The 16,457-nt window shown below is 66.9% G+C and carries 14 protein-coding genes; 4 read left to right on the forward strand and 10 right to left on the reverse strand.

Annotated elements, in window-relative coordinates; genetic code table 11:
* Nucleotides 1-12: 12 nt before the first annotated feature.
* On the reverse strand, nt 13-891 hold the full coding sequence (locus FA89_RS01750) for an EamA family transporter (RefSeq protein ID WP_036137595.1): 879 nt from the start codon (nt 889-891) through the stop codon (nt 13-15).
* 121 nt (nt 892-1,012) lie between these two features.
* On the opposite strand from FA89_RS01750, the gene FA89_RS01755 reads away from it, so the two are divergent.
* Entirely contained in the window at nt 1,013-2,143 is a 1,131-nt protein-coding gene (locus FA89_RS01755) for an aminotransferase class I/II-fold pyridoxal phosphate-dependent enzyme (protein ID WP_036137598.1), read from the forward strand.
* 115 nt (nt 2,144-2,258) lie between these two features.
* Here the strand turns inward: FA89_RS01755 and ssb are convergent, their stop codons facing one another.
* The 6 genes from ssb to FA89_RS01785 all read right to left on the reverse strand — a co-directional run bounded on the left by ssb (nt 2,259) and on the right by FA89_RS01785 (nt 8,640).
* Complete coding sequence (gene ssb / locus FA89_RS01760; RefSeq protein ID WP_036137601.1) at nt 2,259-2,885, reverse strand: single-stranded DNA-binding protein; 627 nt, start codon at nt 2,883-2,885, stop codon at nt 2,259-2,261.
* A 112-nt stretch (nt 2,886-2,997) separates the two neighbouring features.
* A complete protein-coding gene (locus FA89_RS01765; RefSeq protein ID WP_036137603.1) occupies nt 2,998-3,525 on the reverse strand; it encodes a fimbrial protein in 528 nt (175 codons plus the stop codon).
* Nucleotides 3,522-5,963, reverse strand: coding sequence for a fimbria/pilus outer membrane usher protein (locus tag FA89_RS01770; protein WP_036137606.1), 2,442 nt, complete (start codon nt 5,961-5,963; stop codon nt 3,522-3,524). Before FA89_RS01770 ends, FA89_RS01765 begins: the two co-directional genes overlap by 4 nt.
* 16 nt (nt 5,964-5,979) lie before the next feature.
* Nucleotides 5,980-6,708 (reverse strand): fimbrial biogenesis chaperone, encoded by a 729-nt coding sequence (locus tag FA89_RS01775; RefSeq protein ID WP_036137609.1) that lies wholly within the window; start codon nt 6,706-6,708, stop codon nt 5,980-5,982.
* A gap of 29 nt (nt 6,709-6,737) precedes the next feature.
* Nucleotides 6,738-7,268, reverse strand: coding sequence for a fimbrial protein (locus FA89_RS01780; protein WP_036137611.1), 531 nt, complete (start codon nt 7,266-7,268; stop codon nt 6,738-6,740).
* Between the two features lie 166 nt (nt 7,269-7,434).
* The gene (locus FA89_RS01785) at nt 7,435-8,640 is read right to left on the reverse strand and encodes an MFS transporter (protein ID WP_036137614.1); all 1,206 of its coding nucleotides are present in this window, start codon (nt 8,638-8,640) and stop codon (nt 7,435-7,437) included.
* A 129-nt stretch (nt 8,641-8,769) separates the two neighbouring features.
* Between FA89_RS01785 and FA89_RS01790 the strand changes: the two genes are divergently transcribed.
* Nucleotides 8,770-9,768: a polyprenyl synthetase family protein gene (locus FA89_RS01790; RefSeq protein WP_036137617.1), complete on the forward strand. Its 999-nt coding sequence runs from the start codon at nt 8,770-8,772 to the stop codon at nt 9,766-9,768.
* A gap of 4 nt (nt 9,769-9,772) precedes the next feature.
* On the opposite strand, the gene FA89_RS01795 is transcribed toward FA89_RS01790, so the two are convergent.
* The 3 genes from FA89_RS01795 to ubiH all read right to left on the reverse strand — a co-directional run bounded on the left by FA89_RS01795 (nt 9,773) and on the right by ubiH (nt 13,054).
* The gene (locus FA89_RS01795) at nt 9,773-10,570 is read right to left on the reverse strand and encodes a dienelactone hydrolase family protein (protein WP_036137620.1); all 798 of its coding nucleotides are present in this window, start codon (nt 10,568-10,570) and stop codon (nt 9,773-9,775) included.
* 64 nt (nt 10,571-10,634) lie between these two features.
* Nucleotides 10,635-11,846: a UbiH/UbiF/VisC/COQ6 family ubiquinone biosynthesis hydroxylase gene (locus tag FA89_RS01800; protein WP_036137623.1), complete on the reverse strand. Its 1,212-nt coding sequence runs from the start codon at nt 11,844-11,846 to the stop codon at nt 10,635-10,637.
* Nucleotides 11,843-13,054: a 2-octaprenyl-6-methoxyphenyl hydroxylase gene (gene ubiH, locus FA89_RS01805; protein ID WP_036137625.1), complete on the reverse strand. Its 1,212-nt coding sequence runs from the start codon at nt 13,052-13,054 to the stop codon at nt 11,843-11,845. The genes FA89_RS01800 and ubiH overlap by 4 nt, the downstream gene beginning before the upstream one ends.
* Before the next feature lie 84 nt (nt 13,055-13,138).
* On the opposite strand from ubiH, the gene FA89_RS01810 reads away from it, so the two are divergent.
* Nucleotides 13,139-13,699, forward strand: a complete 561-nt coding sequence (locus tag FA89_RS01810; RefSeq protein WP_036137628.1) for a cob(I)yrinic acid a,c-diamide adenosyltransferase — start codon at nt 13,139-13,141, stop codon at nt 13,697-13,699.
* A 149-nt stretch (nt 13,700-13,848) separates the two neighbouring features.
* The gene (locus tag FA89_RS01815; RefSeq protein ID WP_240003833.1) at nt 13,849-16,428 is read left to right on the forward strand and encodes an LPS-assembly protein LptD; all 2,580 of its coding nucleotides are present in this window, start codon (nt 13,849-13,851) and stop codon (nt 16,426-16,428) included.
* Nucleotides 16,429-16,457: the final 29 nt, after the last annotated feature.

The following is a 16,457-nucleotide window of genomic DNA, read 5'->3' on the forward strand; positions in this document are numbered from 1 at the left end:
CCCACAACGTCATCACCCCACGACTTCGGGGGACACCGCCACGGAACGCTTCGCGGTAACGGTGCTGCCGATGGACGCCAGCACGATGCAGCCGATGGCCAGCCACTGCGACAGCGCGAGTATCTCGCCGAGCAGCAGCATCGCCAGCAAGGAGGCCACGGCAGGCTCCAGGCTGACCATGATGCCGAAGGTCTCACTCGGCAATCGTTTTAACGCCATCATCTCCAATGACATGGGAATGGCGCTCGATATCACCGCCACGCCCAGGCCCGCGACCAGCACGCCCGGCTCGAACAATGCCGCACCGGCATGCATCACGCCAAACGGCACGACGACGAGGCTCGCCGCCACCAGTCCGAGCGACACGGAATGGCCGGCGTGCAGGTGCCCGGCCTGTTTACCGAAGACGATATACAGGCCCCAGCAAACCGCCGCACCCAGGGCGAACATCACGCCGGTCGTATCGACGGTACCCCGCCCGCCCAGCGGCAGCAGCATGGCAAGCCCGACCACGGCGCAGGCAAGCCAGACAAAATCCACCGCACGGCGCGAACCGATCATGGCGACCGCCAGCGGCCCGCTGAATTCGATGGCGACGGCCACACCAAAGGGAATGGTCTTCAGGGCCATGTAGAACAACAGGTTCATGACACCGAGCGTCAGGCCATAACGGACCACGAAGCCCGCATCGCGCCGGTTCAGCGGCCATCGCCAGGGTCGCCACACCACCAGGAGTACCAACGCTGAGAAACCCACCCGCAGGGCCGAAGTGCCTTCGGCGCCGATGAGCGGAAACAGCGTCTTCGCAAACGACGTACCGATGCACAACGACGTGACCGAGCCGAGCACGGCAAGGGCCGGCAGCCAGAGAGGGACGGGGCGGGAATTCATGCCGCCACTTTAACGAGATGGGAGCACGCATGCCATCGATCGTTTGGCCGTCCATCGGGGAGGCAGCTGGAGAAACCCGACCCGCAGGTTTTATAGTTCGCGGTCGCACGGAGATTTTCGCATGACCGCCCTTCCCGACTTCCGCCTGGAAACCTATTTTTCGCGCTGGGAATTCCGTGCGCGCTATAACCTGGCCGCATCGGACGCACAGAGCATGACGTTGTCGGCCTTGCTGGAACTTGCCGAGCCAGCGGATCGCTTCGCCTTCGAATCGCTTTCGCTCGGCTACACCCAAACCTACGGCGAACCCGCGCTGCGCGATGCCATCGCCGCCACCTACGAGCAGCGTCAGGCGGCCGATGTGCTCTGTTTCGCGGGTGCCGAGGAAGGAGTCTATGTAGCCATGCGCGTGCTGCTGGAACCGGGCGACCATGCCATCGTTGTCACGCCCAACTATCAGTCTGCGGAAACCGTACCTGCCGCGATTTGCGCAGTTACCGGCATCGCCCTCGATCCCGACGACGACTGGTCGCTGGACATCGACGCCGTTGCAGCAGCAATCCGGCCGAATACGCGGCTTGTGTCGATCAACTTTCCACACAACCCGACCGGCAAGATCCTCGAGCGCGAGCGCTTCGACGCCCTGGTCGCGCTCTGCCGCCGACATGGCATCTGGCTGTTCAGCGACGAGGTCTACCGGGGGCTGGGCGCCAGTGGCAGCATGCACCTGCCACATGCCGCCGACGTGTACGAACGTGGCGTCTCGCTCGGCGTGATGTCGAAAGCCTATGGTCTTCCAGGACTGCGCATCGGCTGGATCGCCTGTGCCGACCGTTCCCTGCTACAGCGCATGGAGCGTTACAAGCACTACACGTCGATCTGCAATGCGGGCCCGTCGGAACACCTCGCACTCATCGCCCTCAAGGCCGGCAACATCATCCTCGAACGCCAGCGTCGTCTCCTGGACGCGAACCTGGCCTTGCTCGACGCGTTCTTCGCCACGTGGCGAGATCGCTTCGCGTGGTATCGACCGGACGGAGGCTGCATCGCCTATCCACGCTATCTCGGCTCGGAGGGGGTGGATGCATTTGCGGCATCGCTGGTCGAAGAAGCCGGCGTCCTGCTGCTGCCGGCAACCCACTACCGGTCGACCTTGACGCCCACGCCGACGGATCGCTTCCGCATCGGGTTCGGTCGCACCGATCTCGCGGAGGGCCTTGACGTGCTATCTGGTTACGTGAGCCGCATGTAGCCCGTGTGCGGTGTCCCAGGCTCACGCTGGACACGTGACGAAGCAGGCACCCCAAATAAAACGGGCGCCCCTGCACAAGGGCGCCCGTGACACACTCGGAACGGGACAGTGAGGCTTAGAACGGGATATCGTCGTCGTCGAAGCCTTCGTTGACCGGGGGTGCCGAGCGCTGCGGAGGCGCATTGCCCCCGCGCGGCTGACCGTAGTCGTCGCCACCGCCACGTTGCTGACCACCGCCGCCACCGCCGTAGTTGCCGCCGCCACGCTGCTGGCCACCACCGCCGCCACCTGCAGCGGCACCGCCACCACCGCCGAAGTTGCCGCGCGACGGCTGGCGCGCGCCACCGCCCTGCCCGCCAGCAAAGCTACCGCCACCGCCACCGCCACCGCCACCTTCGCCACCGCCCTGACCACCGAGCATCTGCATCTCGTTTGCGATGATGTCGGTCGAGTAGCGCTCGATACCGTCCTTGTCGGTGTACTTGTCGGTGCGCAGCGAGCCCTCGATGTAGACCTGACGGCCCTTCTTGAGGTATTCGCCGGCGATCTCGGCGAGCTTGCCGAACAGCTTCACGCGGTGCCACTCGGTCCGCTCCTGCTTCTCACCGCTCTGCTTGTCGGTCCAGGCCTCCGAGGTGGCCAGGCGCAGGCTGGTGATCGCCGTGCCGCTGCCGGTGTAACGGGTCTCGGGGTCCGCGCCGAGGTTGCCGACGATAATGACCTTGTTTATGCCGCGTGCCATGGATTTCCCTCGTAATTCGTATCGTAGGACGACCGGGTAGTTTGGGCGATGGCCGCCATGACCGCAAACGCTGGATTGCGGGCCTCCGCCGGGCCGTTGTGTGGTCCCAGTCTCATTCCCATCTGATCTGGACCACGGCCGAGGCGCCGGCGGCACCCGCCTGCAGCGGGCCAACGCGCACATAGCGGGCCTCGAAGGCCAGCCTGGCCTCTCCTTGGCCCCAGTCGAACCCCACCGCCGTCTTGCCATCGGGCAGGACGGCCTCGCCCGTGCCGGTGCGCAGCTCGATGGCGACGCCGCCCGCCCCGCCGGCGACGGCGAGGAATCGTGCGTCGGGTGCATAGGACGGAGCCCGTACGGTGACCGTGGCCCGAGAGGCCCCGATGCAGTCCACCGCGATGAAAGAGCCGCCTCGCCAGGCACTTGTCGCCCCGGGTTGGGCCAGATCGGCCATCGTCACACTGCCCAGGTCGATCCGGAGCCGGGCGTTAGAGAGGACGCAGGACGGGGTCACGGCACCCGTGACCTCGAAATCCAGCGTGTCGTCAGCGCACAGGGTCGGCGAGACCAGCGCCGCCGCCAAAGCAAGTGTCAGACGGCGACGATGGCCGGACATCGTGTCGATGTTCCCCGCCGTCATTGGCAATCTCCTTCGTGCTGTTCGAGCGTGCCCTGCTGTCGGACGGACTTCATCCTCAGGACGCAGCCACCGGCGCCCACGCCGGACCAGCGGACGGTGATGGGCGAGGGGCTTTCATCCCAGCGGACCAGCGCCCTGCCACCCTGCCCGACGAAGCCCATCGAGCGGCCCTGGCTATCGATCACCTCGGCGCCGAACGGCAGCGGCATGCCATCGCGCATACGCCCGGCGATCAGGACCGTGGCATGGGCTTCCGTGTCGAACGGCAACAGGACAACTGCCCCGGCCGTGGGGACGACCCGCGCCTGCGTGGCGGCGAATGTGATGCCCAGAGGGAGACCTGTCGGGTCGATGTCGACGTGGTTCCAGCGGTAGGGGGCAAGGTCGGGAAGCACGGCATAGCCACGGCGATCGATTTGGCCGAGCGACGATGTGGTTAGCCGTGCCCCCGTGGCATGCCGCGCACGGACCAGCCCCATCGCCTCGCTCAGGTGAGGAGCGAGCGTCACGCCTCCCGCATGGATGATGGCTGCGCCCGAGGCGGACAGCGACGCGGACGATGCACCGGTCGACCGGCTGATGGCGAAGCCGATGTCCCCGCCGCCCGACGCGCGTGATGTCGAGACATCGAAGCGCCCGCCCGGAGCACGACCGGTAGCCATCGACGCGGCGTAGGCCCATCCACGAGGTTCCTGGGTAGCTCCCGTTACGCCGGCCTGCCACTCACCGCCCCGTTCGTCGGGACGCCAGGCGAATCTTGCCTGGGTAAGGCCAGCGCGCCCTCCCAATGGCACCGATACGGAGACCTGGCCTTCCGTGGCACCCGAGGGTCCGCCGCCCAAGGCGCCCCGGCGATAACGCCGGCGGAACGACAGGTCGAGGGCCACGGAGGCCCACAGGCGACTCCATGTCAACGTGAGGTCCGAGACGGAAGCGTCGCCCGATCGTGAGAGATGCGACAGGCCGACGCCTAGAGCACTGCCGTTTGCCCCGAGCGACCGTTGATAGAGCGTGTCGACGCGCTGCTCCCTCGCCCGTCGCAAACGGGACATCCGCGCTACGGGCCGTATAGGCACGCCACGATGCGGACCGCCGTGCGTGCTGCCCTGCGTGACGCCGACAGAGAGCAGGCTGTCGTCACGCCAGCGTACGCCGTAGCGACCGCGCCAGCGGGATTCGCCGGGACGACCTCGGCGGCGGCTGGCGTGCGTGCCGTCCAGAGAGAAACCGCCGTGGCGTGTATCGATGGCCGCACCTGCAGCCAGCCAGCGGCTGTCGCGCACGCGGCGATGACCCGCGTACAGCGTTACACCGTGCGAAAGGCCCTGCCGCCAGAGCGCCTGGACCAATGGCGCGTCACGTCGACCTGCCAATGGCGAACGGCCGACGGCTACCGCGAAACGATGCTCGCTTTCGGACAGCAGTTCCGGCATGGGCGAATAGGGCACACGCATCTGACGTCGGCCACCCCGCTCCTCCTCGATGTCGACGACCAGGTCGCCACCCTGCGCGGACGCGGGAAGATCGTCGAGTACGAAGGGACCCGCGGGCACGGATAACTCCCTCAGGAGCGCCCCTCCCTGGGAAATGCGTATGCGCGCGCGACTGGAGGCGACGCCACGTACCACGGGCGTGTAGCCGATGCTGCCGCGCGGGCTCATCCGGGCATCGCTGGCCAGTTGGATGCCTCGACCCCGAAGTGGATCGAATAGATCACCGGCAAGCGAGAGATCGCCTACGCGCCACGACGCATCCATCGCTTCAAAAGGATGCTGGAGGAACGTCTGCGTTGAGCGATAGCGTCGACCGGTCATCGCACCCGAGTGCCGTAACCGCCATGGCCCGACGTTGAGCCCCGCATCGCCGGCCAGGAACATCGAGCGCCGGTGCCTTCCCCGTGACGACGCGTCCTGCATGTTGAGACGCCAGCCCAGTAACCCGGCCGCGATACCCTGACCCCACTGATGGCGCGGTGGGACGCCACGCCGCCGACGCACCAGCAGGGCCTGCGGAATCTCGACGTCGAGGCGCTGCTCGGCAACGTCCAGATGGGTACGCGCGCCCGGGATGCGATGGCCCAGCGGCGCGCAGGGATCGTCGTCGCCCGGAATACTCGTTGCCGCCAGACCGGCACGCTCCAGTTCGGCACGCCCCAGACAAGGAACGGCATCGCTTCCTGGTGCACGCTCGACGAAGCGCATGGAGCGACGTGCCTGCCACTCGTCGTTCAACCATAGATCGACGTCGTAGACGCCGGGAAGCACGGCGTTACCATGCCGAAATCGCGAAAGATCGACCGTCATCGCCGAACCGCCCGGCAGAAAGCTGGCATCGAAGTCGACCGCCTTATCATCCTGGGCGTGGGCCCATCGCGCCAGCATGGCAAGCATGCCCGCCACCAGGCGGATGACATGCCACGGTTGCCGTCGTCGCGCCATGGGATGCCGTTCCTGTTCATGGCGTCGCGTCGGCCTGCCCAGGGACAAGGGCACCGAAGTCGTTGATCGACGCATAGGACACGCGTGCGTGGTGCCCGGCCGTCGCGGTGTCCGGCAAAGCAAACCGCGTTGTCGCACCGGGTTCGACCATGCCACCGCCCAGCGACCAGGACCCGACCTTCGCGTCGTCGGCGAGCAGCGACACGTCGTTAAATGAAACGACATAGGGCGAGGCGTTGTGCACCTGCACCGCAGGGCGACCTGCCTCACGCACCAGCGACCATTGCAGTTTTTCCGTCGCACGCACGACAGGCAGGACGAGGTCGCCCGGCCGGTGGAAGAGTTTCAGCCGGTGGCGGAAAGCGAACTGCAGAAGGTTCTGGTCGGTAGCGCCCTCGGCTCTCGGTGGGATTTCCAGGACATTGAGCCAGTAAAGCTTCTCGTGGTCCGTAGGGAGCGTATCGCCGGCGTGCACGATACGCAGCGTATGACCCTGGCCCGGATCGATACGAAACACGGGCGGCGTCATGACGAATGGGCTCCTTGCACTCTGCGGCGTCGACGCTTCGTCGCCGTCGTCGATCCACGCCTGCACCAGCGCCGCTTCTTCACCCTTGTTCTGGATACGGACGGCCACATCGCGCTGTTGAGCGGGGAAGACGATGCGCGTGCCGCTGATGACCACGGCAGCATCCAGACCGGGCGAGAACAGGCTGGCGGCGACAATCAATGGAATAAGACGCATGGGAACTCCTGTAAGCAGGGTCGGCGACATCAGTCGTAGACGATCTGGAAGCCGACACTCGAGTTGGCCGTGCCCGCCGTGGCACCGCCGAGACTGATGTAACGGGCGATAAGAGGAATGGACGCCTTGTGCTCCTTGATCTCCACGCTCGGGGAATCCTGCGTGTAGAGGTTGATCGACTTGCCCGTGCTGTCGGCGATATCGACTTGCACATTGGATGCCGCATCCGCCGCCGGCTCCACATTGAGATGGCCGCTGACGGGATCGAGCAAGGGGCTGGCCGGATCGAACCGCACCTTGGCCTTCAGGCCATCCACGCATTCGTCGTTGCCGCCCACCAGAATGACGAAGCCGCGATCGCCCGCGGTCTGGTTGACTGTGGCGAGGCTTGCCGCACTGATGCGGTCGAGGGCCACGACCTTCCTGGCCGCTCCCGTGCCGGGCATGACGTTTTCCACCTTGCAGGTGGTGGCTTCGATGCGTCCGGTGATCTGGAGGGTGCCGTCGTTTTGCGCCAGCGCGGGCAGGGACGCGACGAGCGCGAACGATACGACGAACATCGAAGAAGCGGGTTTCCTGTACATGGACGGCAACCTCTTGGAAGGAGAGAAGGGTGCGCGGCATGACGAACGAAATACGACGCGCAGGCCAAGTCTGACCGCACGTTCCTGCGTGAATCGATATGGCTATTCTGAAAAGGGGATGACAGCCGAAGACCGTAAAGCGTCAGACGGACTCGTCTGCCGCCACGCCCGGCGTACCCGCGATGCGCCGCGTCCCGTACACCACGAGCGGCAACCAGAGCAGGGCGAACGCCGCCGCGCCACCGAACACGCCATAAAGGCCGAGCCTGCCGAGTGCCAGCCCACCCAGCGCGCCGCCGACGAACGCGCCGAAGAATTGCGACGTGGAGTACGCGCCCATGGCCGCACCCCGCAGCGCGGCGGGTGCCAGGCGCGACACCAGGCTGGGCATGGCGGCTTCGAGCAGGTTGAAGGCGGCGAAGAAGAACGTAGCCGCCACGCCAAGGACGACCAGGTGGTTGCCGCCCCACGCCATGCCAGCCAGGGACAGGCCGAGTACGAAGACGCAGCCGACGATCACACGGGTCGCGCGCTCGATGTCACGCATCCGCGGCAGCAGCGCTCCCATGGCCACCGCGGCCAGGGTCAACACGGGCAGGTAGAGCATCCAGTGATGCGCCACGGGCAGGTGCAGCACGTCGGTGAGCAGCAGGGGCAGACCGACGAAGGACGCCGTCAGCAACGCATGCAGGAAGAAGACGGATCCGTTCAGGACGAGCATGCGCGTGTCCACGAACATCGATGCCAACGTGCGCCAGGTCACCGTCATCGGCAACGCCTGACACGCCGGCGTGGGCACCTGCCAGCAGAGCATGACGATGGCAGCGACCGCCAGGAGCGAGGTCAAACCGAACAGCCCCGGAAGACCGGCGATCGCCTCGAGCGGTGGTCCGAGAACGAGCGCGAGCAGGAAGGACATGCCGATGCTCACCCCGATGATGCCCATCACTTTGCCGCGATTGGCCTCGCAGGTGAGGTCGGCGGCCAGTGCCGTCCCGGCGCCAGCGACGGCCCCCATGCCCTGCAGGGCTCGCCCGAGCACGATGCCGGTCAACGTATGCGAAAGCGCGGCGACGACCCCGCCCACCGCGAAGACCACCAGACCCAGCGTAATGGCCGGCTTGCGACCGATCCGGTCTGACAGCAGACCCAGGGGAATCTGCAGGCACATCTGCCCGATGCCGTAAACGCCAAGGGCGAGCCCGATCAGCAAAGGCGTGGCACCCGGCAGGGCCCGCGCATACACGGAAAACACCGGCAGGATCAGGAAAAGCCCGAACAGGCGAAGGCTGATGACGCCCGCCAGCGTCAGCGCGCTACGCCGCTCCAGGGAACTGAGTTTGCTCACCGACAGGGTCCGGGCGAATCACCCGCGAGGGGCGTCGACCGACGATTATACGGGCCCCATCCGAATCCACGGCGAAACCACGTAGCAGACCCTATACTGTGGGCTGATTTGCCGCACGCGACCCGATAGATGGACTCCATAGCATCCCGCTCGACCTCCCTCGACTTCGCCGACGTCCGTGCGCTGGCCGCCGACGACATGAGGTACGTCGACACGTTGATCCGCCAGCGGCTGTCCTCGGATGTGGTCCTGATCAATGCGATTGCGGACCACATCATTGCCGGCGGCGGCAAACGGCTCAGGCCGATGCTGCACGTTCTTGCGGCCCGTGCGGCGGGTTATGCGGGCGAGCAACACGCCAAGCTGGCGGCCATCGTCGAATTCATCCATACCTCCACGCTGCTGCACGACGACGTCGTCGACGAGTCGGACATGCGACGCGGACGCAAGACGGCCAATGCGTTGTGGGGCAATGCCGCCAGTGTCCTGGTAGGCGATTTCCTCTACTCGCGCTCGTTCCAGTTGATGGTCGAGCTCGACGACATGCGGATCATGCGCATTCTGGCCGACACCACCAACACCATCGCCGAGGGCGAGGTGCTGCAGCTGCTCAACATCGGCAATGCAGACGTGGACGAAACCGCCTACCTCGCCGTCATCGAACGGAAGACCGCCGTGCTGTTCGCCGCCGCGACCGAACTCGGCGGCGTGCTGGGTGGCTTGCCCGAGGCGCAGGTGGCAGCGCTACGGCGCTATGGGCTGGAATTGGGCTATGCCTTCCAGATCGCCGACGACCTGCTCGACTATGTCTCCGACACGGAAACGCTGGGCAAGAACATCGGCGACGATCTCGCCGAGGGCAAGCCCACCCTGCCCCTGATCTATGCCATGCAGGTGGCCGACGACGACCAGTTGAAGTCGTTCCGTCACGTCATAGAGCACGGCGGACTGGACTCGCTCGACCGCATCGTGTCGGCCATCCGGGATTCGGGTGCGATCGAGCGCACGTACGAGAAGGCCGTGATCCATGCCAGGGCGGCGCGCGAAGCGCTTTCAGCGTTGCCCGCCTCGCCTTACCGCGACGCACTGGCGGCGCTCGCCGATTACTCGGTCGAACGCCGCTTCTGACGGATTATTTCCGCGTGGCGAACGACTCGCTCAGCCACGCCCGCATAGCGGTGTAGGCCCGCTTGGCCACCTTGTCGTCGTAGCGGCAATTGCCGGTTGGCGAGGTGGCTTCCTTCTCCGTGAAGCAGTGCACGGCGCCGCCGAAATCCGTCGAGGCCCAGTCCACCTTGCCGCCGCGCATCTCCGCCTCGAACGCGGCGCGCTGCTCCGGCGGCACGTTGGTGTCGTCCGCACCATTGAGCGCCAGCACGTGCGCATGAATCTGCGAAGCGAGCTTCGGATCGTCGGTGGAGAGCAGGCCGTGGAAGCTCACCACCGCGGCCAGGTCGGCGCCCGTGCGCGCAAGGTCCAGCACGGCCGAGCCACCGAAGCAGAAGCCGATGGCGGCAAGGCGCATCGGATCGATCGGCGCGTTCTTTTCCTGGGCCTTCAGCTCATCGAAGGCACGCGTGACACGCTGGCGCATGATCGTGCGGTCGGCGTACAACGGCTTCACCGCGACACCGGCCTCGGCCTCCGAGGTGGGTCGGATATCGCCGCCGTACATGTCAGTCAGGAGGATGACGTAATCCTTGCCCGCGATCTCCTTGGCCTTGGCCACGGCGCGGTCGTTGACGCCGAACCAGTTCGGCACCATGACCAGGCCGGGCCGTTTTCCGGCCACCGCGTCGTCGTAGACGAGGACACTCTTGAAGGTCACGCCGTGATCGGTCCATTGGACCGGCCGCGCGACCATGGCCGCGGAAGCGGCGTCCATGGAACCCAGAACCACTAAGGACAAGGCTAGCAGCGTGCGGCGCATCGGCATCACTCCCCGGAAAGCGCCTAGCATAGGCGCCCCGGGGGCGTCACGGCCAGTCGTCCGGTCAGCGACCCGCGGCGTGCCTGGCCAGCGGCCGCTTGAGCGGCGCCAGTGCGTTCACCAGGCGCATGCCCAGGCCACGCGCCGCGACCAGCGGGGGGGATGTCCAGCCGTAAACCCGCCCCAAGGCATCGAACGACCAGGCATCGATGCCGTTGGCACTGCCGCGCCGCCGCGCGTAACGCCGCAATACATGCGACGCGCCGATATCACGCCCGGCATCGCGCGCAGAGACCAGCGTATCGCGCAAGGCCTCGACGTCGCGCAGGCCGAGGTTCACGCCCTGCCCGGCGAGGGGGTGCACCGCGTGCGCCGCGTCGCCGAGCAGCACGGTACGGCCGGATTGATAGCGGTCGGCCAGGCGCAGGCGAAGCGGGAACGCAGCGCGACGGCCGACCGACAGGATCTGCCCGAGCCGGAAGTCGCTGGCTACACCGAGCGCATCGCGGAAGGCCTCGTCATCCAGGCCCATGACCCGATCGGCCTCGGCATCGGGCAGTGTCCAGACAATGGAACTGCGGCCGTCACCCAGCGGCAGTAGGGCGAGGGGGCCGGAGGGGAGGAAGCGCTGCCAGGCCGTGCGCTCGTGGGGATGCGCCGTGGTGACATGCGCCACCACGCCACGCTGTGCGTAGTCGTGTCCGTGGGTGTCGATTCCCACCATGGCGCGCAGCGGCGAGTCAGCGCCGTCGGCGGCCACGACCACGCGTGCCGCGATGAGCCGGCCATCGTCGAGTTCGAGCTGCGCGCGATCCTCACGCTCGGTGTAGCCGACCACCGCCGCGGGCACGACGCACTGGACACCGGCGTCTTCCAGGGCACGCCACAGGACCGACTGCACCAGCGTGTTCTCGACGATGTAGCCGAGCACGTCGCGCCCCTCGTCGGCGGCGTCGAAACGCAACGCGGCGCCGGTCTCGGCATCCCAGACCGCCATGTGTTCGTAGCCGGAGGCACGTGCGTCGCGAATGCCGGCCCAGGCGCCCAATGCGTCCAGCAGCAGCACCGACGACGGGGCGAGACCGACCACGCGCAGGTCGAGTTCGTCTTCCGCACGCCAGGCCGCCGGTTCGCGCGCATCGACGAGCGCGACCGCGAAACCCGCCCGGGCCAGCGCCAGCGCCGCCGCTGCACCGACCATGCCACCGCCGACGACCGCCACGTCGAGCGGACCGGCGCGGCGACGCGACGAAGGGGTCAGGCCGAGGTCGCTCATGGTGTCGGCTCGCGCACGGCGAACGGGGCGTTCGCCCGAAAGCCCATGCCGCGACGGCTTAGCGTATGGCGCAAGGGTGGCACACGATCCAGCGCCAGCATGGCCAGCGAACGCAAGGGCCCCAGCAGGGGCTGGTCGAGACAGGCCAGGCGGACCAGGCCGTGGCTCATCGCCATCGTGCCGTCCCGGTCCGGCGCCCGACGTTTTGCGTACTCGGCAAGGAGCGACGGCGCGCCCGGGTCGTCGGCCACGGCCACGAGTTCGGCGAGGGTCAGCGCATCGCGCAGGCCCAGGTTGAACCCCTGTGCGCCGATGGGATGCACCGTCTGCGCGGCATTGCCGACCAGCACCGCGCGGTCGGACGTGACCGCGGACGCCGCCACGCGACGAATGGGATAGGGCGAGCGCTTGCCGGGACGCGTCAATCGCCCCAGCCGCCAGCCGAAGCGCTCCTGCGCCAGCGCGCAGAAGGCGGCATCGTCCATGGCCGCCACCGCATCGGCCTGGTCGGCGGCGACGGTCAGGACCACCCCGATGCGTCGATCCGCCAGCGGCAACACCGCCACCGGACCGGCGTCGGTAAAACGCTCGAAGGCCCGCCCACCCGGATCGCGCCCCGGCGTAAACGTACTGACGAAGAGAGCCTGGTCGTAGTCGTACTCCTGGGTGGCGATACTCAGCTGTGAGCGCACCCCGGAATGCGTGCCGTCCGCGCCGACCAGCAACGACGTGTGCAGGGTGCGCACGCCGCCCTGCGTCGCCACTTCCACCGCCCAGCCATTCCCTTCGGAACGTATCCGCTCCACCCGTCCAGGCGCCAGCCGGGTCAGGTGCCGACACCGGTCGAGGCGGGCCAGGAGCGCCGCACCCAGTTCGCGCGCGGGCAGCGTCCAGCCGAGCGCGTCCACGCCTTCGTCAGTGGCGCTCATGCGGACACTGCCGAAATCGCCGGACCGGCTGGTATGGATATGCGTGATCGGCGTGGCGCGATGCTCCGCGAACGCCCAGACGCCGATGGCACGCAGGCCGTTCACCGTGGCGCGCGCCAGAGCGAGGTTGCGCTCGTCGTAGCTGGGCTGCTGCCCGACGGTAGGGGCGGCCGCCTCGATCAGCACGGCGGGCACGCCGGCCGCGTCCAGCGCGATGGCGAGGCTGGCACCGACCAGGCCGCCGCCGACGATGAGGATGGGTTCGGGTGTTGGGCTCATGGCGGAATCATACCGCCGCCGCGTGAATGCGCCGGCGTTGTGGCCCCCTGCCGCAGGGGTTGCCGCGCTGGCTAGAATGTGTCCATGGCCAATCGACTCTCCAAGATCTACACCCGCACCGGCGACGACGGCAGCACCGGCCTCGGCGACGGCAGCCGCACCGGCAAGGATTCCCTACGGGTGACCGCCTACGGCACCGTCGACGAACTCAACAGCACGATCGGCCTGACGCTGGCGGCCGATGGCGTGGACGACGATGTCCGCGAGGCCCTGGTCCAGATCCAGCACGAGCTGTTCGACCTGGGCGGCGAGCTGTGCATCCCCGGCATGGCGATGATCCAGGCCGCGGACATCGACCGCCTGGAAACCGTCCTCGACGGCTTCAATGCCGACCTGCCGGCACTGAAGGATTTCATCCTGCCCGGCGGCGGCATGGCGGCCGCCACCTGCCACGTCGCCCGGACGGTCTGCCGGCGCGCCGAGCGCGATGTGGTGGCCCTGTCCCGCGACGAGGCCATCCGCCCCGAGGCGCAGCGCTACCTGAACCGGCTCTCCGACCTCCTCTTTGTTCTCGCCCGTGTCCTGGCAAGGCGCAGCGGGCATGGCGAGGTGCTCTGGCAGCACGTGCGCCGCCCGCGCGGCTGAGTCGGCGGTGTAAGCTCGCGGGGCCGGAGCGGCGATCGACGCCGCGCCTCAGGATGGGGTTCATGCTCATGGGTGACGTGCCATCGTGCCGCCGCATAGGGGATTCTGCTAAGTTGGCCGCCTTTCGTAACCCGGATAAGACCCCGCCCGTGACGTCACGCATCAGCATCCTGCCTAAACGCCGCCTGCTGGCGACCGCCGTCGCCCTCATCGTCTCGGCCCCTGCCTGGCAGGCGCAGGCCCAGAGCGCCCCGACCCAGGGCGAAACGCGCGCCGTGGCACCGGTGGCGTCCACTGTGCCTGTCGCACCGGTGGCCTCCACGCCGAACGCCGCCATGGCGCCTGCGGAGACCTGCCCGCTGGGCTCGTTCATCTGCCCGCCCCGCCCGATCAGCTACGCGTTGTGCCGTCCGAACGCCATGCTCGACTTCTACGAGCCCGGCGTCACCAGAGACAGCACGCTGCGCGACACCGCGGTGACCGATGTCCATTCGGGCATCGACGACGGCAACGCCAGCGGCGTCAAGGTCGAAAGCCCGGAGCCCAACCTCTACCACATGACCGGCGGCGTCCGCCTGGAGCGCGCCGACCAGGTGCTGCGCGCCAACGACGTCACCTATAACTCCGATTCCACGGCCTACGACGCCAAGGGCAACGTGAAGTACCAGGAGGCCGGCATGCTGGTCTCCGCCGACCGCATGACGGGCACCACCACGCCCAACGACGGCGATGCGTACAACGTGCGTTACCAGCTGTTGCAGTCGCGTGGCAACGGCGTGGCCGACCACGCGAAGATCATCGACCCGCAGCACGGCCGCTTCCAGATGGCGTCCTACTCCACCTGCGACATCGGTTCCCGCAAGTGGGAGTTCCGCGCCAAGACGATCAACCTGAACAAGGAAACCGGCGTCGGCGAGGCACGCAGCGCCACGATGCGCGTCATGAACGTGCCCGTCGCCTACCTGCCCTACTTCACGTTCCCGCTGGACGATCGCCGCAAGAGCGGCTTCCTGTATCCGACGTTCGGCTCGTCCAGCCGTTCGGGCATGTACCTCAACCTGCCGTACTACTGGAACATCGCACCCAACTACGACGCGACGATCACGCCGGGCTACTACAGCGACCGTGGCTTCCTGCTGGGCACGGAGTTCCGCTACCTGCTGCCGCGCTCCAACGGCACGTTCGACCTGCAATACATGGCGCACGACAAGGGCCCGGACCAGGACGAGAGCGGTACCAGCGATCGTGACGGCTCCAAGCAGCGCTACCTGGTCCAGATCACCAACTCGACCAACCTCGGCGCCGGCTTCAGTCTTCTCGCCAACATCAACCATGCGTCCGACAACCAGTACTTCCGCGACTTCAGCAACGACCTCTATCAGTCGGCCGTCGGCATCCTGAGCTCGAGCGTCTATGTCTACAAGGGCGGCAAGTACTGGAGCGCTTCGCTGGGTGCGGACGATTACCAGAACGTGGACGCCGGGCTGCCGAACTGGGTGGTGCCGTACCGCCGCTGGCCGCGCGCGACGTTCAATCTGCAGGCACCGCTGAACAACTGGCTCGACGTGGGCGTCGATTCGGAAGCTGTGGCTTTCCGCAAGATCGACAAGCAGCCGTTCACCCCACAAAATCTCGGCACGCTGGGCCAGGTCGACGGCAACCGGCTCGACCTTGCGCCCTACCTGGCCGCCGACTTCTCCGGCGCCTCGTGGTTCATCCGGCCGCGCGTCGAGTACCGCTACACCGATTACCGTCTGGATTCGGACTACCAGTACTACCATTTCGCGCAGCAGAGCCCGTCGCGCTCCGTCCCCATCAGTAGCCTCGACGCCGGCCTGATCTTCGACCGGCAGACGAGCCTGTTCGGCACCAGCTACACGCAGACGCTCGAGCCGCGCCTGTATTACCTCTACGTGCCGTACCGCAATCAGTCCAACCTGCCTACGTTCGACACCAACGCGATGTCGTTCGATTTCTGGCAGCTGTTCACCACCAATCGCTTCTCCGGCGCCGATCGCCAGATGGATGCGAACAACCTGACCGCCGCGCTGACCACGCGACTGCTCGACGACACCGGCGTGGAGCGCCTGTCGGCCAGCATCGGCCAGATCAAGTACTTCAGCGATCAGAAGGTGCAGATGCCAGGCGTCGCGCCGACCGACTTCAGCCGGTCCGACTACGTCGCCCAGCTGGGCGTTCAGTTCAACGACAAGTGGCGCCTGAACAGCTCCTACCAGTGGAACCCGAACAAGCAGCCCAGTACCTACGTCAACGACCAGAACATGATCTATAACTCCGGGCGCAACACCGACCTGGCGACGGTCATGGTCCAGCGCCGTATCAAGGGCGACGGCATCGTCAACTTCTCCTACCGGTACCGCCGCGGCGTCATGGAACAATTCGACACATCCGTGGTCTTTCCTGTGTCGGAGCGCTGGCGCGCGCTGGCCCGCTGGGTCTATGCCCGCCGGGACATCGTGCCGGTCACCTTCAACGGCGGCCTCCCGTTTACCACCTTCGACTACTCGCACCGGACCCTGGAAGCCGCGGTGGGTATCGAGTACGACAGCTGCTGCGTCGCCTTCCGCGTGCTCGGTCGCCACTACGTACACGACTACCTGCGCGAGACGGACAACGCGGTGATGTTCGAGGTGGAATTCAAGGGCTTGGGCTCGCTCAACCCGCAATCGGGCGCCTACCTGCGCCGTGCTATCCTTGGCTATCAATAAGTGGGGCAGGTGCCCCGGGCTCCCTATTC

It is taken from the genome of Luteibacter sp. 9135 (assembly GCF_000745005.1).
Classification (GTDB): Bacteria; Pseudomonadota; Gammaproteobacteria; order Xanthomonadales; family Rhodanobacteraceae; genus Luteibacter.

Coding starts and splice junctions, on each gene's coding strand:
- FA89_RS01750 (WP_036137595.1), bottom strand. CDS start 891: ATGAATTCCCGCCCCGTCCCTCTCTGGCTGCCGGCCCTTGCCGTGCTC.
- FA89_RS01770 (WP_036137606.1), bottom strand. CDS start 5,963: ATGGCGCGACGACGGCAACCGTGGCATGTCATCCGCCTGGTGGCGGGC.
- FA89_RS01755 (WP_036137598.1), top strand. CDS start 1,013: ATGACCGCCCTTCCCGACTTCCGCCTGGAAACCTATTTTTCGCGCTGG.
- ubiH (WP_036137625.1), bottom strand. CDS start 13,054: ATGAGCCCAACACCCGAACCCATCCTCATCGTCGGCGGCGGCCTGGTC.
- ssb (WP_036137601.1), bottom strand. CDS start 2,885: ATGGCACGCGGCATAAACAAGGTCATTATCGTCGGCAACCTCGGCGCG.
- FA89_RS01780 (WP_036137611.1), bottom strand. CDS start 7,268: ATGTTCGTCGTATCGTTCGCGCTCGTCGCGTCCCTGCCCGCGCTGGCG.
- FA89_RS01790 (WP_036137617.1), top strand. CDS start 8,770: ATGGACTCCATAGCATCCCGCTCGACCTCCCTCGACTTCGCCGACGTC.
- FA89_RS01800 (WP_036137623.1), bottom strand. CDS start 11,846: ATGAGCGACCTCGGCCTGACCCCTTCGTCGCGTCGCCGCGCCGGTCCG.
- FA89_RS01810 (WP_036137628.1), top strand. CDS start 13,139: ATGGCCAATCGACTCTCCAAGATCTACACCCGCACCGGCGACGACGGC.
- FA89_RS01795 (WP_036137620.1), bottom strand. CDS start 10,570: ATGCGCCGCACGCTGCTAGCCTTGTCCTTAGTGGTTCTGGGTTCCATG.
- FA89_RS01765 (WP_036137603.1), bottom strand. CDS start 3,525: ATGACGGCGGGGAACATCGACACGATGTCCGGCCATCGTCGCCGTCTG.
- FA89_RS01775 (WP_036137609.1), bottom strand. CDS start 6,708: ATGCGTCTTATTCCATTGATTGTCGCCGCCAGCCTGTTCTCGCCCGGT.